This is a genomic window from Virgibacillus alimentarius (genome assembly GCF_000709085.1).
GTDB classification, from domain to species: domain Bacteria; phylum Bacillota; class Bacilli; order Bacillales; family Amphibacillaceae; genus Virgibacillus_B; species Virgibacillus_B alimentarius.
The window spans coordinates 1-20147 of sequence record NZ_JFBD01000067.1; the positions used below are offsets into that span (position 1 = coordinate 1).

Here is a 20147-nt window from a genome sequence, read left to right on the forward strand (position 1 = left end):
GTTTGTGTTTCTAATTGATCCAATTCGCTGTCGGCAGATATTTTATAAAATAAAAAGTAAATGGAGGTATTAATAAGTAACATCATTAATAACATAAAAAGACTGGAAAACAATTGAATCTTCGTTCGCAGTTTCATTTCGCTCAGTCCTTTATCGTATATCCAACTCCACGTACCGTTTGAATATAAGGTGTGTCAAAACCTTTATCAATTTTTTGACGCAGATAGCGGATATATACATCTACAACGTTTGTATCACCATAAAAATCATATCCCCAAACTTGCTCAATTAGCTTTTCCCGGGTTAAGACAATATTCTTGTTTTTCAGCAAACAAACAAGTAAATCAAATTCACGCGGGGTAAGTTCAATATTTTTATTTGAACGATTTACTTCGTGCTTGTGAATATCAACCGATAAATCGCCTACAGTAATTATTTCATCAGTAGGTCCATTCATTGTCATCCGTTGACGCAAATGCGCTCTGATACGGGCAAGAAGTTCTTCAATTTGGAACGGTTTTGTTATATAATCATTAGCACCCAAATCCAATCCACTTACTTTATCATGCACTTCATCTCTTGCGGTCAATAAAATGATAGGGGTAGTTTTATCTGTCCTTCTTACTTTCCTTAAGACTTCCAAACCACTTAATTCTGGCAGCATGATATCAAGTAAAACCAAGTCCCATTCCTTTTCTTCCATCAGTTGAAGCGCATCTTTACCATTATTCGCAATCGATGTTGTATAATTTTCATATTGAAGTTCTAATTGCAAGACTCTGCTTAATTTTTGTTCATCCTCTACAATTAAAATGTTCGGTTGACTCATGTAATTTCACCTTCACTAATATACTTTTTCTTGTACTATAGCAAATTATTTCCAAATTGTAATTAAATATGAAAAACAATCGGAACAAGCAAAAATCTTGCAAGAAATATTATTTTTAGTAGATAATAGGTAGATATTATATTTAAAAGCAAACGAAACTAAAGGAGGTTCAAAAATGCTACAACTTGATCATATTGTTATAGCCACTCCTGATATGGATGAAAGTATTTCTCAGTACAGTAGTAAGTTTGCTAACAAGGTAGTCAAGGGCGGAGAACATGAAGAATGGGGTACTTATAATTACTTGTCATTCTTTTCTAATACCAGCTATTTGGAATTCATAAATATTTATGATTTTAAGACGGCAAAAGAAGCTGAAAACCCGCTTATTCAACATCTTGTTCATGTTTTAGAAGAAAATAAATACGGCGCCTTTCAATTTGCACTTCGTACAAAACAACTAGATAAATACATTACTCACTTTAAAAAGCATAACATTCCTTATAAAGGTCCTTATGCTGCTGAGCGAGTGAAACCAGATGGCACTATTTTAAAATGGAGAATGCTTTTACCTGAATATAATTACAAAGATGAAGTTCTTCCTTTCCTAATCGAATGGGAGGACCCTAATATTGTATTTTCTGAGACAAATCTATCCAATGCAAAAAGTATAACAAAAATTAAATATGGCGGAATAACAAAAGAAGAATTTGCACGTATTTATCAGTTAAAACCTAGAAAACTGGATAAAAATCAATTGCATTTACTTAATAGTAAAATATTTTTTGATAATGATAGAAAATTACGATTTGATTTAGCTTGATCTACCCCACTAAGTTAATGAAATATGAACTTAAAATAAAAAGAAGCTGTTTTCCTAAAGTGTCAAAATCATATGGGAAACAGCTTCTTGTTATTAACCCAATTGCTTATGCAAAAACTCAGTTATTGATTCCGGGGTTTTTGTATATGCACTATGCAGATGTGCTTTTTTTTCACCGTTTTGAAAAACCAACAAACTAGGTATCCCCATTACTTCATGTTTTTCTGCTATACCTTTCACTTGATCGCTATTTATTTCGTACCAGTCATAATTATTAAACTCTTCGATAACCCCATTAATAAACATATCCAGTCGTTTACAATCCGGACACCAATCGGCAAAAAACTTAATGATGATAGGTTTTTCACTTTGGATGACTTCATTAAATTGATCTTCTGAGTTAATCTCTTCCATTGATGACCACTCCTATTTAATTTAAATTCTTTGTTTATATTCTACTCTCCTAAAAGATTCGCTACAAACAAAAGAACCAAAATGGTACAGGTAATTATACCGATTAATCATACCGAATACGAAAACCAAACTTCATACACCTACTTTTTAGTAAAGTAATACAAAAGTTTATTGTCATTTTTTAAAAACCATTTTGTGACGGTTAAGCAGATGTTTGAGCCATATCTCGAATCTGGTCCACCCGGCGAATTTTATAGTTTTTAAATAGATATGAACCAATAAATCCCCATAACGCACTAAATGAAGCACAAAGTAGTGCTATAATAGTTACCTTTAGCGGATCATTAAACCCATACATTACTGCAAATCCTGCGATGGGAGTGGCTGTTCCGGTTGCTCCGTTCACTAAACCAGACAATGCAATAAAAATACCTGATGTTGCTCCACCTAGGAAATTTGTTACATATACAGGTATCGGATTTGCCGAAATAATGTCCACTTGTGATAATGGCTCAATTGCAACTGAGATGGTTGTTTTTCGGTCGCCGAATTTCATCCGATGGAAAAAAACAAAGTTCATAAAAGATGATCCAAATACTGCTAGAGCTCCAATTGCCATAGGTACACCAGTTAATCCCAACATGGCGGTCAAAGCCATTGAACTTAAAGGTGCTGTAGCCACAACCGTGATGACACCACCTAAAATGATTCCCATAACAATTGGATTTGTATCCGTAGTTTGTGTAATAATTCCTCCAATATTTAGCAGTGTTGCGTCAACAAGCGGATCAGCATATACCGCTAATAAACGGACAAGTGGGGCTGCAACAATAATGGTAACAATCAAATCTAGTCCATCTGGTATTTTCGTTTCTATTTTCTTTACTACGAATGACATGAGATAACCAGCAATAAAACCTGGTAAAAGTCCTAGACCTGCGCATGAAACACCTAACATCAATGCATAAACAGGTGAGACTCCCATCGCGAGTGCTACAAGAGATGCAGCTGCAACACCACCCATACTACCTGCCGCGTCACCAACTTCTCCTAAAAATTCAATATGTAATAGATCGCCCCCTACGTACCGCTGAAAAGCTTCCACTAAAAAAGTAGCTATAGCAGCACTTGCTAACGCACTCATCGCTTTCATGCCTTTTGGTGCTTTATAGCTAAAAAGGGTAAAACATCCCAACACAATAAATAAGAGTACAGTTCCTTTGACAATTTCCATTATGCTCTCTCCTCTTGGTGTATTTGAATATGTTGTCATCTTCTTTCTTGCATTTTATATCCTTTTGAATATGTACTCGTTTATTGAACATACTGCATTTCTCAATGCATGATTTCATACAAGTTTATTGTTCTATTTTCTCACTACTGTATGTAATCGCTTCCTATTTACAACTCCTTCACTATATCATAGTTTAATTATGTTTAAAATTACATTTTAATGTTTAAAAATCTTCATTGTAGAATGATGAATCTGATAATTGCTTGTAACTACTTCGCCATCAGGCAGATTCAAATCATCTCACACTTAAAATTGTATTATGTTACTGCATAAATCTAATTTACATCATTAATTTTGAAATAGGGTAAATCATAATAGCAATATAAACAATCATTTTTTTAACAAAGGCAAATTTAATTTGAGCAGTAATTTATGCAACATGGTAGTATGGAAAAAACTGTAACAGGAGGGATATTTACTTTATGGGAAAGCGTATAATTATGGAAGATGAAAGAAAGATAAATAACAATACGATTGCTTATCTTTACGACAAACTCCAAATTGATTTATATAGGGTTCTCCAAGAATTATATGACTACTCATGGGTCCATTTTCGTAATACGTTAAGAAATAAAATAAATGAAATCGGGAAGGAAATTGAAGTACCAAAACGTTTGATAAAACGTATTTCTCCTCAACTTGTCTGGTGGATGATTCTTCATGAACCTTTTCATAAAGATAGAACTACCATTTTAGAACGGTATATAAAGTTAAATCAATTCAAATGGAAAGACAGATGTGCTGTTTTCCATGATACTGTATCCAACTGGAAATTTATTTCACCTGGTTTTTATATAACAAAATCAGTAGAAGAGAACCAGCGAAATGGAACTCTTATTAACATTGTTGGATCGAAACAATATACAGTTGCAGTCTGGAACCATCTTTTCGAACCTCTAAAAAACGGAGAATTGTTAACTGGATACCTCTTTCCTATTGGAAATGGTATATATACTTCACCAATGGATCTGTTTCATATTTCTGTTAACGAAACACCACGAGTTACTTGGGAAGTGCTTCTACAATTTCACCGCCATAAGCTATCTTCTAGTCACTCTCCTGATCCTCGATTGTACCTATCATTAGTAACTACTGCCCTTGAAACCATTGAAGCATGAGATCATAGCCAGGATACTCCTTAAATGTTTTGTAAATTTTTATACAGGGTACATATTTATGTATCAAAAATTCCCTATTAAGAAAGGATATCAACCATAATGAAACAAACGCAATATCAACCAACAAAGAATCTGCAGTTAACAGATGCACAAGAGGTACACTACGGAAGAGCATTTAAACAAGCTGATATTGCTGGAGGATTTCGTAAACATGCAAAACGTAAACACCCTGTTTTAAAGTAATTTAGATTTTTATATAGTCACACTCTACATGCCAACTAGTATTTAAATAAGCCGGCGAGCACATAACTTTGAGCTAGCCGGCTTATTTGCTTTATTTATTTCGTTTAGCTGCCTTTTCACGTTCACTTTTGTTTAAGATTTTTTTCCGTAAACGAATGGATTCAGGTGTTACTTCACAGTACTCATCTTCATTCAAATATTCCAGCGCCTCTTCCAAAGTCATTTCTCGCGTCTTTTTAATCGTTGCTGTTTGATCCTTTGTTGCTGAGCGAATATTTGTTAAATGTTTCTCACGAGTAATATTAACCGTTAAGTCATTTTCGCGATTGTGTTCTCCAACAATCATACCTGCATAGATCTCAGTCCCTGGTTCGACAAAGATTACCCCTCGATCTTCCAGCTGCATGATGCCATAAGTTGAGGCTTTTCCATTTTCTAAACCAACAAGAACTCCCTGAATTCTTCCACCTATATTTCCTTTGACTACAGGTTGATAGTCTTCAAATGTATGATTGATTATACCGTAGCCATGTGTTTGTGACATAAATTCTGTTGTGTAACCGATAAGCCCGCGTGAAGGTACTTTAAATTCGATACGGACTTGTCCATTTCCATGGTTTACCATATCGAGCATTTCACCTTTTCGTGCACCTAATGATTCCATAACGGGACCTGTATATTCTTCAGGAACATCGACTTGCACACGTTCAAATGGCTCACATTTCACACCATCAATCTCTTTGATAATAACTTGTGGTTTAGATAATTGTAATTCAAAGCCCTCTCTGCGCATATTTTCTATCAGAATGGATAAGTGCAATTCTCCCCTGCCCGAGACAATCCAGGCATCTGGTGATTCAGTTGGATCGACACGCAAACTTACGTCCGTCTCCAATTGTGTCATTAACCGCTCTTCTATTTTTCTAGATGTAATATACTTTCCTTCTTTTCCTGCAAACGGGCTATTATTTACAACAAAAGTCATTTGTAATGTTGGTTCATCTATCCGCAACATTGGCAAAGCTTCCGGATGGTCCTGCGGGCAAATCGTTTCTCCTACATTAATATCTTCCATTCCTGCAACTGCAACGATATCTCCAGCTTGAGCTTCTTTGATATCCACCCGTTTTAAACCTTTGAAGCCGAATAATTTACTAACCCGAAATGCCTTCTTTGTACCATCTTTCTTTAGAACTACGACTTGCTGTCCGACTCTTATACTACCGCGAAATATGCGGCCAATACCTACCCGTCCTACATATTCATTATAATCAAGCAAAGTAACTTGAAATTGAAGCGGCTCTTCTTTCGTATCTGCTGGTGCCGGAATGTATTCCAAAATCGTTTTAAAAATTGGATCCATTGTTTCTTCCTGCTCATCCGGTTCTTCCCCAGAAGTACCATTTAGCGCTGATGCATAAATAACCGGAAATTCAATTTGCTCATCGTTTGCGCCTAATTCGATAAAGAGGTCAAGCACTTCATCAACAACTTCTTCCGGCCGAGCATTTGGCCGATCTATTTTATTTAACACAACAATTGGCGTTAAGTCTTGATCTAATGCCTTTTTTAATACAAAGCGTGTCTGCGGCATTGTACCTTCATATGCATCAACTACCAAAAGAACACCATCAACCATTTTCATAATTCGTTCTACTTCTCCACCAAAGTCAGCATGACCAGGCGTATCTAAAATATTTATAGATGTATCTTTATAGTTAATTGCTGTATTTTTTGCCAAAATCGTGATTCCACGTTCTTTTTCAATATCACCTGAGTCCATTGCACGGTCATCTACCTGCTCATGTTTATGGAATGTACCAGAATATTTTAATAGCTGGTCCACAAGTGTTGTTTTTCCATGATCAACATGGGCTATAATAGCAATATTGCGAATATCTTCTCTTAATTGCATAAACGTACGCTCCTCTTAAAAACCGACTGTTTTTCAACTGAACTATTATATCATAAAAAAAGATGAAATAAAAATCATAGTGTAACTTTACATAAAAAATGTAACTATAAATTTAGCTCCACCTAGGCTTGAATCACCTACTGTTATACTTCCGCCAGACTGTTCAACAATAGCACGTGCAATTGCCAGTCCTAAACCAGTTTCTCCACCTTTACCTTTTACAAATCGGTGAAATAGATGTGGCAGTACATCCTCAGAAATACCTTTACCATCATCTTCAATCATAATCACTTTTCTTTTATTTTCGGTTTTTACGGTAATATAAACTTGTGTATTTGCATGGCGGATCCCATTAATCGTTAGATTTAATAATGCTCTAAGCAGCTTTTCTTCGTCTCCAACAAATGTGATCGTATCATCCACATCGTGGTGCAGTGTTATTTCCCGTTCATTCACAAGTGGAAGCGTACGATCCATTACTTGATTAATGAGGTTCTTGGCACTTATTTCATTTTTTTGGTAAATGGTTTGTTCGCTATCTAATTTAGCCAGTAAGATCATTTCATTAATAATTTTTTTCAATCTATTCACTTCAGAAACCATAATCTCTAGGCCTCTTTCCCTGTCCTCCTTATCAAAAATGCCATCCCGAATCCCTTCAGCATAACCCTGTATTGTCATTAATGGTGTTTTTAGTTCATGACTGGCATTTTGAAAAAAGGTTTGCTGTGATCTCATATATCTTTGCAGTTCACTGGCCATCTCAAAAACACTTTGCTCTACTTCTTTTATTTCTCCTGAGGCTTTTATTCTTTCAATATCATCAAACTGTCGCTTTTCTATTTTTTTTAATTGTCTTTTCAACCGAGTAAGCGGCGTAACTAATTTATTCGTTAAAAAGTAGCTCAGGATGACAGCTGCCATGGCTCCAATTAAGAAAACAATCAGCAACCTTACGAAGAAATTTTGCTGTACAGCCTGTAAATCCTTAAGTGGTGTTAATAAGATTAGTTCTAGACCACTATTTGGCGGATAAAATAATATTTTTGATGATACATATTTGTTTTTTCCGTATTCCCATAACTCATCACTATTCTCTATATGATTATTTGAAAGAAAACCTTGAATCACTTCACTAGGCATAGTTGAAAATAGCACATGTTGATTATGATGATCATACATGAACATCTGCAAATCTTGTTCTCGTAAAAATGCACTTATTTCTTGAATACTTGGATCCGAACGATATTCCTTATTTAGGATATTTACGAGTAATTCTCCTTTTTGTTCTAATTGCCGGTGTTCGTCTTGTATTAATAACTCTAAGATTAAAGAATAAATTACAAAACCGGTTACTGTCATGATAACAATTAATAATGCAGTAAAAGCAGCATTAAGCTGAAATTGCAGTTTCATGCCTATGAACCTTCATTTCTCAAACGATATCCAAAACCCCATACTGTTTCTAGAGGGATATCCACCAGTTTTTTTCGAATCCGCTTTATCAAGTCATCTACTGCTCGGTCACTTCCAAAATAGTCATTTCCCCACACTCTAATTAAAAGTTCTTCTCGTGAAAAAGCTCGATTAGGATTTTCAGCAAACAATAGAAGCATATCAAACTCTTTTGTAGTTACATCTCTTTCCTCCCCCCTCCAAAATAGTCGGCGATCATCTTTATAAATTAATAAGTTCTCTGCTTTTACCTTTTGGGGCAGTGAATCGTCATGATCAGCCTTATAATGTGTCCGCTTGAATAAACGTTTCACGCGTGCTACTAATTCCCGCGGGCTGAATGGCTTTGTCAAATAGTCATCTCCACCTAATTCAAGACCAAGTATCTTGTCGATTTCCTCATCTTTAGCAGAAATAATAATAATTGGCACTTCACTTTCTCTGCGTATCTTTTTACAGAACTCATATCCATCCATCCCAGGGAGCATGATGTCTAATACCCACATATCAGGAGGGTTGCCTTCCCATAGATCCCAAGCTTGCTCTGCAGAACCAAGAACTGTTACCGTAAATCCATCTTTTTTCAAGTAGGCAGCTACAATATTTTGGATATTTGGATCATCTTCGACTATACCTATATGGTTACTCATTAGCGTCCTCCTATTCGTTATGGTTAGGTTACATCTATTTTTACATAAGTTATTCATCCTGAACATGAAAATGAATTTTTACACATTTTTTCCACAATTTCACCAATGCTATACCCAGATGAAATAGTAACATAAATAAAGATTAGAAATGAAGGGAGATAAAATATGGATCATAATGATAACAATCAAACGGAACAAAATTACTCTGATATAAACAACCAAAACCTTCAATCAGAAGGAAAAAGTCCATTATCACCCGTCTCGAAGAAACAAAAAGGAGCTTGGAAAAACACCTTATTTGGGGGAATTGTGGGTGGAATCATTTCTGCTGTTATCGTAGTTTTATTATTTTCAACCAATATTAGCTCTCCAATTAGTTCGAATAAGGATACAAATACACCTGAAACAAGTTCGCATTCGGATAAGGAAACTGCTGAAGTCACAAAAACATTAAGTTCGGAAGATGCAAATGTTTCCAGTAATCTTGAACAAGTTTCGGATGCAGTAGTAGGTGTGATTAATCTTCAACGACAAGATATATGGACACCGAATCAAGAAGCAGGGACTGGGTCTGGGATTATTTATAAGAAAGAAAACGGAAAAGCATACATTGTAACAAATCATCACGTCGTAGAAAATGCAAAAGAAGTAGAAGTTGCTTTGAATGATGACGAACGGATCAAGGCAAAGGTTTTAGGGTCCGATGAATTAACGGACTTAGCTGTTTTGCAAATTGACGGAGAAAAAATAGATACTGTAGCTAAGCTCGGTACATCCAAGGACTTAAAAGCTGGAGAAACAGTTGTTGCCATTGGAAATCCACTAGGCATGGAATTTGCAAACTCTCTTACAAAAGGAATTATAAGTGGATTAAACCGTTCCGTTCGTCTTGATACAAATGGAGATAGGCAGCCTGACTGGATAACGGAAGTAATTCAAACCGATGCTGCGATTAACCCTGGAAATAGTGGAGGAGCTTTAGTAAATGAAGATGGAGAGGTAATTGGAATTAACTCCATGAAAATAGCTAAGCAAACTGTTGAAGGAATAGGGTTTGCGATTCCTATCGATTCCGCCTTATCTATCATGGAACAACTGGAATCAAAAGGAAAGGTTGCTCGTCCTGTTATTGGAATTAGTACAGCTTCATTAAATCAAGTGCCACCGCAATATAGAAGTGAAATTCAATTACCCGAAGACATTGAAGGAGGTATGGTTGTAGCGGATGTTCAAACAGATTCACCAGCTGAAGAAGCAGGGTTAAAGCAATTCGATATCATTACAAAAATCAATGATCATGCAGTCACATCTATTTTAGAGCTAAGAAAATATATGTATTCTCAAACAGAAATAGGTGATACTGTTAAATTAGAGTTTTACCGTGATGGCGAACCTCAAACCGCAAATTTAAACTTAGCAAAACGTGAAGAGTAAGAGTAGATTGCCTCAGCAGATGATGAGGCAATCTTTTTATAAATCTTCTTCATATTTTTCATGATTTGGTGTCTTGCCATTATATTTCCCATCTATATCAGCAGATAGAAATTCCTCTACATCTTCAGCGGATCCAACGCGTTCATCACTATTTGGATACATTTCATCATAATTATCTCGATCGCCATAAAAATCTGAGGCAGTTTCGGAAGTACCATAACGACTCACTTCTTGCCAAGCGTCCTCAGCGTCATAACCTACTTGTTCTTCTTCTGTTCCTTCATTTGGATTGATGTTCGGACTAAACACCTTTTCCTCGACTGGACGGGATCGCTCAAATCCAACCTGATCCGCATGTTCGATACAAAATTCTGTAGTTGGTACCGCTTTTAAACGTTCAAAAGGAATATCTGCTCCACACTTACTACAAATACCATACGTTCCTTCATCAATGGCGTGAAGTGCTTCATTAATTTCCTCCAATTCTGTTTCTGCATGTTCATTTAAAGCTAGATCCTTTCCCCTCTCATACAATTCTGTCCCATGATCCGCAGGATGGTTATCATAATTGGAAAGCTCGCCAATGGATTCCTGTGAAAATTCATATGCCATTCCAAAGTGATCTTGCACTTGGCGGATGAGCTCTGCTTGACGTTTCATAAGCTGATCTTTACATCGTTTTTTTTTGTTCTTGTGTTATCACAGCGAAAGCCTCCATTCTCATAAAAATGATTACTATTTATACTATGTGTAAAAGCTTCAGGATGATTCTGGGAATACATGGAATACGATCACAATTATGGAAGTTTGATTTTTATATCTAATTTGAATTTTTATACTTTTCTTTGGTTCTTTAAAATAATTATTGTTATACTGATAAAGGAGAGAAACGTTCTTATTATTGTGTTTTACTAGCATTGAAAAATAAGGATGGAGGGATGAGGAAAATGTTATCAAAAGATAATACAATTGGCTTTATTGGTACAGGAGTTATGGGAAAAAGTATGGCGTCTAACTTACTAAACGCTGGATATCCTATTACAGTACATACACGAACAAAAGGGAAAGCAAAGGATTTATTGGATCAAGGCGCTGTATGGAAAGAAAGTGTCGCTGATATTAGTCATTCTGCAGATGTGATCATTACCATGGTCGGATATCCGACTGACGTGAAAGAAGTTTATTTCGGAGCTGCTGGCATTCTTGCTAATGCTAAAGCTGGTACCTATGTTGTTGACATGACCACTTCAAAGCCTGCTTTGGCTCAAGATATTTTTCAAAAAGCGAAGGAAAATAAACTTTATGCATTAGATGCGCCTGTCTCCGGTGGAGATGTTGGAGCTAAAAATGGCAAATTAGCATCATGATCGGAGGTGAGCAAAAAGATTTTGATTATCTTGCTCCCTTATTTGAAATTCTTGGTGAAAATATTATTTTACAAGGTCCGGCTGGTGCAGGGCAGCATACTAAATTATGCAATCAAATTACCATTGCAACAAATATGATTGGTGTAACTGAAGCAATTATATACGCGAAGAAAGCTGGTTTAGATCCTGTTAGGGTACTGGACAGTATTACAACGGGAGCTGCAGGAAGCTGGTCCTTATCAAACTTAGCGCCACGCATGATTAAAGGAGATTTTGCTCCTGGATTTTTTGTAAAACACTTCATTAAAGATATGACAATCGCCCTTGAATCTGCACGTGAAATGGGACTATTCACCCCCGGACTTGCTCTATCTCTGGAGCTTTATCAGGAGCTTGCAGAGAATGGTGAAGCAGACAGTGGTACACAAGCTTTAATCAAGTTATTTGAACAAAAATAAACCTGAGGAAAACGCGGAATATAAAGTCTATTTTCCGCGTTTTTCGATTGCTTCCTGAACAATAAAAGCTAAATCATCATTTCCAAAAAGCTGAAGAACATTCAGCACAGTGGCATCCGGGATATACTCGGATTCCTGCTTGGCAACAGTCATTTCCAATGCTTCCCTTAATGCATGATTTTTCATTTGATCAGGATAAGCCTTCTTATACATTTCTTTTGGGTCAAAATCATTATTAATACACCACTGGGCATAAACTAAAATCATCATCTTTTCATCATTTTTGTAGCTTTCAATTACTTTATCCTCCATCTCCTTATGGTTATTCACGATGCATCACCCGCTTTTCTAAGCATAAACACCCACATAAAGGATAGTGCTTGCTTTAATTCTAATGGCAAATGTTGAATTTGTTTCATTTCGACACCTTTTTTGTAAACACCGAAGCCATCTACATATTCCAAATTATATTCTGCTACAAGTTGTTGGAATTCCCATGGCATCATTGTATTACAAACTGCTTTATGCCCATGAAGACGCGGAAAACTCTTGGCTCTTGGGCCAGCAGTAGGTCCTAAAACAGCGATACACATGAAACCTCCTTTTTTAACCACACGCTCCAGTTCTGATATCCCCTTAGCAGGTACTTCAATCCATTCAAGTGCATTGATTGCCATCAATCCATCACAACTATTATTTTCTAATGGTAACTCAATCAGATCACCCTGCAAAAAAGGTATTTTTTCTTGAGCATATTTTTCTTTTGCAAGAGCAATCATTTTACGAGAGATATCTATTCCAGTTACGTCAAAACCAGCATGATGTAATTGATAAGAGGCGTACCCATCCCCACAACCAATATCATACATTTTACTTCCTTTTTCAAAATGCTTTTCAATGAAAGCTATAATGTCCTTCCGGTTTCCGCCCTTCCACAAGCTGCTGCTTCTTTCACTCCAGGATATTGCTTGATTATCCCATTGTGTTTGGGATTCTTTTTGCCAATCAAAAGTGCTTTTCATGTAATCCCCCCAGATTCTGTATCTTTGAGTCATTATAACGTAAAAAAGGCTTATCTCGCATGAGATAAGCCTTTTTTTCATTTTATATTATTGAGCAACAACGTTAGCTGCTTGTGGTCCACGGTTACCTTCAACGATTTCAAATTCAACTTCTTGACCTTCTTCAAGTGTTTTGAAACCTTCTGCTTGGATAGCTGAGAAGTGTACGAATACATCGTCTCCGTCTTCACGCTCGATGAAACCGAATCCTTTTTCTGCGTTAAACCATTTTACTTTACCAGTCATTAAAATGACCTCCTTATACAAATATCGTGCAAAGTATAATTGAATCAAATACCTTTACACCACTTTGATAAAGAGATCGTAAAGTATTAGTGAAACTTCAATTTCCTTTTGCTATTTATTACTTTACTTGTTTTGAGCGAAGAATGCAAGTATTTCTATACAAATTTAGCAAAAAATTATATTTACCTTTTAAAACAATAGAAATATGCTGGTACACCTTTCACAAAACCTTTTTGATTTTCACTGTTAACGAAGTGTTTAAAATTTAAGCCTCCTCTATCGTACTTATCGGACTAAATAATTCATAATTACGATTTTCTTTTGGGACATCCCATTCCTGAAGCGCACTGTCTATTGCTTTCAAAAAGGGAAGAGGCCCACAATAATAAAAATCTTTTTGGTTATCTGATAACACCTCTTTTAGCCAGTCTAAATCAACAAAGCCTTCTTTGTCATAAAATTTTTCGGCTCGATCACGATCTGTAGGATGCGAGTAACATACATATGATGTTACATTCGGAAGTTCCTCCGCCAACTTCTTCACATGTTCCTTCATCGCATGAACCTTACTATTTTGAGCTGCGTGAATAAATGTGATTTCACGTTCTGCATGTGTCTTTATCAATGTATTGAGCATGCTCATCATTGGAGTTATACCCACTCCTCCACTTAGCAGAACAATCGGCTGCTTGTCTGATGAATAGGTGAAATCACCAGCTGGAGCTGTAATGGGTAAAGTATCCCCTTCTGAAACATCATTATGGAGATAGTTTGATACGATTCCAGCTGGTACACCTTCCTTTGCATCTTCACGTTTCACACTGATACGATAATACTCCTTATTAGGAGCATCTGACAAGCTGTAATGTCGGATATGCGAATATTTTTCACCGTCAATATCTGCTTGTATGGTTAGATATTGCCCCGCTTTGTAAGCAGGAAGAGTTTTACCATCTTTAGGCTTTAAATAAAAAGAGGTAATGACTTCACTCTCTTTTACTTTTTTATCCACATAGAAAGAACGGTTCCCGATCCAACCACCTGGTTGTTGTTCCGTTTGTTGATAAAGTTTACTTTCAATTTTAATAAAAATATCTGCAATAGCTTGATAAGCCTTTTCCCACGCTTCAATAATATTATTGGTTGCCGCATTACCTAATACATCTTTCACAGCATCAATCAAAGCTTCCCCCACAATTGGATATTGGCTAGGCTGAACGCCTAAGGCACGGTGTTTTTCCGTAACCCTCTTCACCATTGACTGAACCGCCTTTAAATTATCAATATTAGCTCCCGCTAAATAAACGCCATATGCTAATGCACCTTGCTGAATGCCGCGCTTTTGGTTTGTTTGGTTAAACATGTTATATAACTCAGGTACACGAGAGAATAACAACTCATAAAATCTTTCTCCAATTTCTTGACTGTGCTCTTTTAATATAGGAGCAGTTTCCTTAACGACTTCTATTGTTTTTGCATCAAGCATTTCCTTTCTCCTTCCTTAAACATATTGATGACATTGTTATTTTATCCATTCAACATCTCTTTACCCTATTTTTAAAAATCATAAATCATTTCTACAGTGAGGCAATCATGCTACTTGATTTACATTCGATTCCAATCATGTTAATATATCCTATAAACCAATCATCCTACAACTTTTAAGGGGCGTAGAAAATGTTAAAAAAAGCAAATCGCATGTCCTTAGTAGAACAAGTTATTTCCCAAATAGAGAATCTTATTGAAAGCGGTCATTGGACCGTTGGAAGTAAACTTCCACCGGAAATGGAATTGATGGAGAAATTTGAAGTTAGCCGAAATACACTAAGGGAAGCAATACATGCTTTAGTTCATGCAGGATTATTAGAAACAAAGCAAGGAAGCGGCACGATTGTGCGCTCTTCAAGTGCTTTAGAGGCTACTATGCATCGTCATATCGCAAAATCCAATTTGGTAGAAACTTTAGAAGTCCGACTAGCGTTGGAAAGGGAAGCAGCTCAGCTTGCTGCAAAACGCAGAGGTGAAGAAGATATAGATATACTAAAAACATGCATTAAACAATGCCGAAATGCGGCTGACAAAGGTGAACTAGAGGAATTCATTTCAGCAGATATTAAATTCCACAAATCATTAGTAAAAGCTGCAAATAATCAACTGCTCCAGGATTTATATGAACACATGACAGATCCTTTATACTTCTCCATACAGGATGTAATGGTCATGGATTCTGAATTTGACTATGAAAAAGAGATACATAGCGAACTGTTAGAAGCAATTTGTCAAAAAAATGTAGAAGACGCAACAAAGTATGTCAACGAATATATTAATGAATTTAAAAAAAGATTAAGTAGGTAGTTAGCCATATTCAAGACTGAACCACTATTTTATTATAATCTTTTGAAATAGAAATCATAGATACGGAGGCATCATTTTGGAAAAAAATATTTCAACTTTAGAAAAAAATCGCGGGCATGGCCCAACTTGGATCTTATTAATCGGAATTATTTTAATTGGTGCGAACCTAAGAGCACCTTTAACATCCGTTGGCTCCTTAATTTCATTCATACGTGACGATTTAGAAATTAGTAATGCATTAGCTGGCAGCATTACTACGCTACCTTTACTTGCGTTTGCATTCCTTTCCCCATTTGCTCCGAAAATAGCAAATCGGTTTGGGATGGAACGGACAATATTTATTTCTTTATTACTATTAGCCATAGGAATCATTGTACGATCATTTTTCGGTTCTGTATCGTTGTTTGCCGGAACCATTCTCATTGGCTTAGCCATTGCATTTGGAAACGTGTTATTACCTGGATTCATAAAAATGAACTTCCCTTTTAAAGTTGGAGTAATGACAGGAATATATGCAGTTTTCATGAATCTGTTTGGTGCTTTAGCATCCGGCTTAAGTGTTCCTATTTCCACTATCGGAAACATGGGATGGCAAGGGGCGCTTGCATTTTGGGGTATCCCTGCTATGATTGCCTTGCTTGTTTGGATGCCGCAATTGTTTAGAGAACAGAAATCACCAAAGGCAAAAGAGGATAGCCCATCCCAAAAAGGAAAAAGCATATGGCGTTCTCCATTAGCATGGAATATTACATTGTTTATGGGACTACAATCATTGATATTTTATACCTTAATTACATGGATGCCTGAGATTCTGCAATCCCATGGATATAGTTCAAGTACGGCTGGCTGGATGCTATTTCTTATGCAATTTGCTCTTATTCCATTGACGTTTATTATTCCTGTTGTTGCAGAGAAAATGAAAAACCAGAAATTGTTAGCCGGAATAACTGCAATTTTATTTATCGCTGGTATTGGCGGATTATTATCAAGTGTTCAATCACTAATGATCCCATCAGCTATCCTCATAGGAATGGGTGCAGGAAGTGCGTTTAGTTTATCTATGATGTTTTTTACACTTCGCACAACCAATGGTCAGCAAGCTTCTGAAATGTCGGGGATGGCACAATCATTCGGTTATCTTTTAGCCGCTGCAGGTCCAGTTCTATTTGGAGCTTTGCATGATATCACGAGTGGCTGGCAAGTCCCTCTTCTAATGCTAATCGGCATCTCCGTAGTAATATTAATTGTCGGTATCGAATCAGGAAAGAAAAGGGTTATCGAAGATACGCAAATACAAGAGAATTCTTCCTTACACCTTGGATAATTAATATATAAGAAGAAGTCCCATTTATGAGTAAGGATTTCTTCTATTTTTTTGTCCTTTAAGATAATAATAAAAGAACCAAAAACCCCTCCATCCCCCAGGCATAATCCCTATGAGAAAATAAAACTTTTTTCCTAATAAGTTCCATTAACGCTATTTAATTAATAATTTTGATTTATTCTGACATTACATTGTCATATTATATCAAATTTGTTATAATGTAAACGATTTCATATTTTTTAGATATAGTTACCCTTCAGATGCGAAATGGTAACGTTTAAATAAAGTACAGGGGGGAAGATGAGTGATAACCTTTATTGTTTCAATCATACTACTGATTACTGGCTATTTTACGTATGGAAAATATATAGAAAGACAATTTGATCCAGACAGTTCACGCAAAACTCCTGCCTATGCGAATAATGATGGAGTAGATTATGTTCCAATGAACAGGCATAGAAATGCTTTGATACAATTACTAAATATAGCTGGAACTGGTCCTATATTTGGACCGATTATGGGCGCGTTATTCGGTCCTGTAGCATTTTTGTGGATCGTTCTGGGGTCTATTTTTGCCGGTGCAGTACATGACTATTTAACTGGCATGATATCCATTCGGAATAAAGGAGCACATATTCCGGCGTTGGCAGGTAAATTTCTAGGCAATTTTTCAAAACATATTGTCAACATATTTTCTCTTTTGCTTCTTCTTTTAGTAGGTACTGTATTTGTCACGACTCCAGCATCTTTATTAGAAATTTTATTGGATGGCAAACTTACTTTAGGAGTAATCATTACGATAATATTTGTTTATTACCTTATGTCCACCATTCTTCCAATCGATAAAATCATTGGTAGATTTTATCCTTATTTCGGAGCGATTCTTTTACTTGGAACGTTGGGTGTGGGTGTTGCCTTAATATTCTCGGATTACAAAATCCCGGAATTGCATTTTACAAATATGCATCCAGATAACGTACCTATTTTCCCAATCTTGTTCTTTACAATAACATGTGGAGCCCTATCTGGATTTCATGCAACGCAATCACCAATCATATCCAGGACAGTGGAAAAAGAGTCACAAGGACGCTATGTATTTTACGGAATGATGATTGCAGAAGGAATTATAGCAATGATATGGGCTGCTGCAGCAATGAGTCTTCTTGATGGACAAACATTAAATGAATTGATTAACACAGGTACCCCTTCTGCCGTTGTAAATGAGGTATCAATGACCCTTCTGGGTGCAGTTGGCGGAACAGTTGCGGTGCTTGGAGCTATCGTACTCCCGATCACGTCGGGTGACACAGCATTCCGTGCTGCCCGATCCATTATTGCTGATTATGTAAATATTGGTCAAAAAAAATTAGGCAAACGTTTGTTGATTGCTATTCCTTTGTTTGGTTTATCTGCTTTGCTTACTCAAATTGACTTTAATATTCTGTGGAGATATTTTTCTTGGGCCAACCAGACAACAGCTGCTATTGCATTATGGATAGCAACGATGTACCTGATCATTAAAGGGAAAAATTACCTTGTTGCATTTGTACCTGCTTTCTTTATTACCTATATGGTATTTGTCTATATTCTGAGTGAGAAAATAGGATTTAATTTAAACTTAAATGTATCGTTTATTATAGGGTTCATTTTAACTGTTATCCTGACTGTATTGTTCTTCAAGAAAGCCAGAATGAATAAAGAAGAAAATATCAAAACAGATATAGATGCTGCATAATATGGTGAGGGTGAGCGCACCTAGCGTCCACCCTCTAATTATGTTTACTGATTCTTTTCATTTCTAAATCTATCTTCTAACCGAACCTTAAAGTCGCTATACCTCTTTGATGTTCTTCTATTTCCTCTCTCTTCAAAATAATGAAAAAGGAAATAATTACTTCAATACCGTTCTAGTCCCCCCTCTACTAGTAAAATTAAAACCTGTTCCTCACCATGGGAATGTGCTAAACCAAATGGGTTCTGGTTCTTTGTCTGATATTACTGCTGGTGTGGATTGGTGCATTGAAAACAAATGTAAATACGACATTCATATTTTATCCTTATCATTAGGAAGCGCAGCATCAGAGGATGAGGGTCCGATGGTGCAAGCAGTTAATCAAGCGTGGGCAGAAGGAATTATTGTATGTGCAGCTGCTGGTAATGATGGACCAAATGAAGAAAATATATCTTCGCCAGGCATTTGCCAGAAAATCATTACCGTAGGACAGCACATTATCATTTCTCTTTTCAAACAAAAAGGCTGTTCACGGTAAAAATAACTATTATCACAATATTTTTTGATAAGATATCCAGATGAAATTGAAAAATCATACAGAGAAGAAATCGATACAGAATTGTTATTAGCATGGCACCAACAGTTCCCACCAGATTTATATGAGAAGCACCGTAATCAAGCTATTCAAGAATTCAAGGCAATCGCAACCCATTTATTGATTTTCCAGAGAAGATAGCCCAACATTTTAAAAAACGTTAACAGTATTTCTATATTTTTGTTGTTCTGTCTTGAAAAATACTCTAAGCATAAACAGAGAGCCATTATATCAACGGCTCTCTTGTCTATAACTTTAGCTAGTTTGTATCTTTCTATCAGTGCTTTTAACTGTAGTTTTTTTGGATTGCGTGATATATAAAGCAAATCCAATAAGACACCAAACTCCTAATATCAACCACTCACTAGGCCAACTCAAAGAGTACTACCCACTCACCTGATAGAACAACCCATCCCCAACCAAGCATAGCCCCCATGGCTAAAAATAAAACGTCTGTCATCGACATTGATTTCGAGAAATTCTTATTCATATAAATACTTCACTCCTTGTGACTTATCTACGTGATTTCTATTTTTCTGATTCAGCAACATCTACCTTTGAGTTCTGTAGATAACACCATTTAACGTCTGCTTACAGTAATATTTGACAATACACATCATTACCTTCTTTGTCCAACACCAGTTTGATATCATCGTATAAAATCGCAGAAATCGCTTACAATCTGTGAGTTTTTTCGACAGAATGACAATAGCCAACTTTCTTCTAGTTTAGTTCCCTATTATACTTCAGCGTCATGCCCCTTATTCGAATATAGTAATAAGTATGACAATTATCTGATATAATAAAAAGTACCAGTTATGAACTTTTTTAGGT

The 20147-nt window shown here is 36.2% G+C and carries 20 protein-coding genes and 2 pseudogenes; 10 read left to right on the plus strand and 12 right to left on the minus strand.

Translation table 11 applies throughout. The annotated features are described in order from the left end of the window. Positions 1-142: 142 nt before the first annotated feature. Positions 143-829, minus strand: a complete 687-nt coding sequence (locus GZ63_RS0111205; RefSeq protein ID WP_029269567.1) for a response regulator transcription factor — start codon at positions 827-829, stop codon at positions 143-145. A gap of 175 nt (positions 830-1004) precedes the next feature. Here GZ63_RS0111205 and GZ63_RS0111210 point away from each other — a divergent pair, with 175 nt between their 5' ends. Further along, the gene (locus GZ63_RS0111210) at positions 1005-1652 is read left to right on the plus strand and encodes a VOC family protein (protein ID WP_029269569.1); all 648 of its coding nucleotides are present in this window, start codon (positions 1005-1007) and stop codon (positions 1650-1652) included. Positions 1653-1745: 93 nt separating this feature from the next. Here the strand turns inward: GZ63_RS0111210 and GZ63_RS0111215 are convergent, their stop codons facing one another. Together GZ63_RS0111215 and GZ63_RS0111220 are read right to left on the minus strand one after the other, a co-directional pair. Then, positions 1746-2066: a thioredoxin family protein gene (locus tag GZ63_RS0111215; protein ID WP_029269571.1), complete on the minus strand. Its 321-nt coding sequence runs from the start codon at positions 2064-2066 to the stop codon at positions 1746-1748. 202 nt (positions 2067-2268) lie between these two features. After that, positions 2269-3300 (minus strand): PTS sugar transporter subunit IIC, encoded by a 1032-nt coding sequence (locus GZ63_RS0111220; protein ID WP_029269573.1) that lies wholly within the window; start codon positions 3298-3300, stop codon positions 2269-2271. A gap of 482 nt (positions 3301-3782) precedes the next feature. On the opposite strand from GZ63_RS0111220, the gene GZ63_RS0111225 reads away from it, so the two are divergent. Together GZ63_RS0111225 and GZ63_RS17910 are read left to right on the plus strand one after the other, a co-directional pair. Next, positions 3783-4478, plus strand: a complete 696-nt coding sequence (locus tag GZ63_RS0111225; RefSeq protein WP_029269574.1) for a hypothetical protein — start codon at positions 3783-3785, stop codon at positions 4476-4478. Between the two features lie 99 nt (positions 4479-4577). After that, positions 4578-4721, plus strand: coding sequence for a YfhE family protein (locus GZ63_RS17910; RefSeq protein ID WP_156947725.1), 144 nt, complete (start codon positions 4578-4580; stop codon positions 4719-4721). Between the two features lie 91 nt (positions 4722-4812). On the opposite strand, the gene typA is transcribed toward GZ63_RS17910, so the two are convergent. The 3 genes from typA to GZ63_RS0111245 all read right to left on the minus strand — a co-directional run bounded on the left by typA (position 4813) and on the right by GZ63_RS0111245 (position 8741). Then, entirely contained in the window at positions 4813-6636 is a 1824-nt protein-coding gene (gene typA / locus GZ63_RS0111235) for a translational GTPase TypA (protein WP_029269576.1), read from the minus strand. An 87-nt stretch (positions 6637-6723) separates the two neighbouring features. Next, the gene (locus tag GZ63_RS0111240; protein WP_029269578.1) at positions 6724-8052 is read right to left on the minus strand and encodes a sensor histidine kinase; all 1329 of its coding nucleotides are present in this window, start codon (positions 8050-8052) and stop codon (positions 6724-6726) included. A 2-nt stretch (positions 8053-8054) separates the two neighbouring features. Next, a complete protein-coding gene (locus tag GZ63_RS0111245; protein ID WP_029269580.1) occupies positions 8055-8741 on the minus strand; it encodes a response regulator transcription factor in 687 nt (228 codons plus the stop codon). A 165-nt stretch (positions 8742-8906) separates the two neighbouring features. On the opposite strand from GZ63_RS0111245, the gene GZ63_RS0111250 reads away from it, so the two are divergent. After that, complete coding sequence (locus GZ63_RS0111250) at positions 8907-10175, plus strand: S1C family serine protease (protein ID WP_029269582.1); 1269 nt, start codon at positions 8907-8909, stop codon at positions 10173-10175. A gap of 36 nt (positions 10176-10211) precedes the next feature. On the opposite strand, the gene GZ63_RS0111255 is transcribed toward GZ63_RS0111250, so the two are convergent. Beyond that, positions 10212-10835, minus strand: a complete 624-nt coding sequence (locus tag GZ63_RS0111255; RefSeq protein ID WP_051681477.1) for a TraR/DksA C4-type zinc finger protein — start codon at positions 10833-10835, stop codon at positions 10212-10214. Between the two features lie 287 nt (positions 10836-11122). Here GZ63_RS0111255 and GZ63_RS16725 point away from each other — a divergent pair. Beyond that, positions 11123-12000 (plus strand): annotated as a pseudogene (locus GZ63_RS16725) (NAD(P)-dependent oxidoreductase). Positions 12001-12027: 27 nt separating this feature from the next. Here GZ63_RS16725 and GZ63_RS0111265 read toward each other — a convergent pair. From GZ63_RS0111265 to hmpA, 4 genes are all read right to left on the minus strand, one after another. Continuing rightward, the gene (locus GZ63_RS0111265) at positions 12028-12312 is read right to left on the minus strand and encodes a hypothetical protein (protein ID WP_029269585.1); all 285 of its coding nucleotides are present in this window, start codon (positions 12310-12312) and stop codon (positions 12028-12030) included. A gap of 14 nt (positions 12313-12326) precedes the next feature. After that, positions 12327-13022, minus strand: a complete 696-nt coding sequence (locus tag GZ63_RS0111270; RefSeq protein WP_029269587.1) for a class I SAM-dependent methyltransferase — start codon at positions 13020-13022, stop codon at positions 12327-12329. 87 nt (positions 13023-13109) lie between these two features. Continuing rightward, complete coding sequence (cspD, locus tag GZ63_RS0111275; protein ID WP_029269589.1) at positions 13110-13307, minus strand: cold-shock protein CspD; 198 nt, start codon at positions 13305-13307, stop codon at positions 13110-13112. 265 nt (positions 13308-13572) lie between these two features. Further along, positions 13573-14793, minus strand: coding sequence for an NO-inducible flavohemoprotein (hmpA, locus tag GZ63_RS0111280; protein WP_029269591.1), 1221 nt, complete (start codon positions 14791-14793; stop codon positions 13573-13575). 191 nt (positions 14794-14984) lie between these two features. Between hmpA and GZ63_RS0111285 the strand changes: the two genes are divergently transcribed. The 5 genes and pseudogenes from GZ63_RS0111285 to GZ63_RS18840 form a co-directional block, all read left to right on the plus strand. Further along, entirely contained in the window at positions 14985-15662 is a 678-nt protein-coding gene (locus GZ63_RS0111285; RefSeq protein WP_029269593.1) for a FadR/GntR family transcriptional regulator, read from the plus strand. Positions 15663-15738: 76 nt separating this feature from the next. Continuing rightward, complete coding sequence (locus tag GZ63_RS0111290; RefSeq protein ID WP_038221204.1) at positions 15739-16986, plus strand: CynX/NimT family MFS transporter; 1248 nt, start codon at positions 15739-15741, stop codon at positions 16984-16986. A 304-nt stretch (positions 16987-17290) separates the two neighbouring features. After that, a complete protein-coding gene (locus tag GZ63_RS0111295; protein WP_029269596.1) occupies positions 17291-18721 on the plus strand; it encodes a carbon starvation CstA family protein in 1431 nt (476 codons plus the stop codon). 235 nt (positions 18722-18956) lie between these two features. Next, positions 18957-19256: a S8 family serine peptidase gene (locus GZ63_RS0111300; RefSeq protein WP_029269598.1), complete on the plus strand. Its 300-nt coding sequence runs from the start codon at positions 18957-18959 to the stop codon at positions 19254-19256. Positions 19257-19274: 18 nt separating this feature from the next. Further along, positions 19275-19477: pseudogene (locus tag GZ63_RS18840) on the plus strand (endonuclease); the annotation flags it as partial. Positions 19478-19677: 200 nt separating this feature from the next. On the opposite strand, the gene GZ63_RS18610 reads toward GZ63_RS18840, so the two are convergent. Then, complete coding sequence (locus tag GZ63_RS18610) at positions 19678-19803, minus strand: hypothetical protein (RefSeq protein WP_264175932.1); 126 nt, start codon at positions 19801-19803, stop codon at positions 19678-19680. Positions 19804-20147: the final 344 nt, after the last annotated feature.

Excerpts from the sequence above, each read along its gene's own strand:
- GZ63_RS0111205 (WP_029269567.1), bottom strand. The coding sequence starts at position 829 with ATGAGTCAACCGAACATTTTAATTGTAGAGGATGAACAAAAATTAAGC.
- GZ63_RS0111210 (WP_029269569.1), top strand. The coding sequence starts at position 1,005 with ATGCTACAACTTGATCATATTGTTATAGCCACTCCTGATATGGATGAA.
- GZ63_RS0111215 (WP_029269571.1), bottom strand. The coding sequence starts at position 2,066 with ATGGAAGAGATTAACTCAGAAGATCAATTTAATGAAGTCATCCAAAGT.
- GZ63_RS0111220 (WP_029269573.1), bottom strand. The coding sequence starts at position 3,300 with ATGGAAATTGTCAAAGGAACTGTACTCTTATTTATTGTGTTGGGATGT.
- GZ63_RS0111225 (WP_029269574.1), top strand. The coding sequence starts at position 3,783 with ATGGGAAAGCGTATAATTATGGAAGATGAAAGAAAGATAAATAACAAT.
- GZ63_RS17910 (WP_156947725.1), top strand. The coding sequence starts at position 4,578 with ATGAAACAAACGCAATATCAACCAACAAAGAATCTGCAGTTAACAGAT.
- typA (WP_029269576.1), bottom strand. The coding sequence starts at position 6,636 with ATGCAATTAAGAGAAGATATTCGCAATATTGCTATTATAGCCCATGTT.
- GZ63_RS0111240 (WP_029269578.1), bottom strand. The coding sequence starts at position 8,052 with ATGAAACTGCAATTTCAGCTTAATGCTGCTTTTACTGCATTATTAATT.
- GZ63_RS0111245 (WP_029269580.1), bottom strand. The coding sequence starts at position 8,741 with ATGAGTAACCATATAGGTATAGTCGAAGATGATCCAAATATCCAAAAT.
- GZ63_RS0111250 (WP_029269582.1), top strand. The coding sequence starts at position 8,907 with ATGGATCATAATGATAACAATCAAACGGAACAAAATTACTCTGATATA.
- GZ63_RS0111255 (WP_051681477.1), bottom strand. The coding sequence starts at position 10,835 with ATGAAACGTCAAGCAGAGCTCATCCGCCAAGTGCAAGATCACTTTGGA.
- GZ63_RS0111265 (WP_029269585.1), bottom strand. The coding sequence starts at position 12,312 with ATGGAGGATAAAGTAATTGAAAGCTACAAAAATGATGAAAAGATGATG.
- GZ63_RS0111270 (WP_029269587.1), bottom strand. The coding sequence starts at position 13,022 with ATGAAAAGCACTTTTGATTGGCAAAAAGAATCCCAAACACAATGGGAT.
- cspD (WP_029269589.1), bottom strand. The coding sequence starts at position 13,307 with ATGACTGGTAAAGTAAAATGGTTTAACGCAGAAAAAGGATTCGGTTTC.
- hmpA (WP_029269591.1), bottom strand. The coding sequence starts at position 14,793 with ATGCTTGATGCAAAAACAATAGAAGTCGTTAAGGAAACTGCTCCTATA.
- GZ63_RS0111285 (WP_029269593.1), top strand. The coding sequence starts at position 14,985 with ATGTTAAAAAAAGCAAATCGCATGTCCTTAGTAGAACAAGTTATTTCC.
- GZ63_RS0111300 (WP_029269598.1), top strand. The coding sequence starts at position 18,957 with ATGGGTTCTGGTTCTTTGTCTGATATTACTGCTGGTGTGGATTGGTGC.
- GZ63_RS18610 (WP_264175932.1), bottom strand. The coding sequence starts at position 19,803 with ATGAATAAGAATTTCTCGAAATCAATGTCGATGACAGACGTTTTATTT.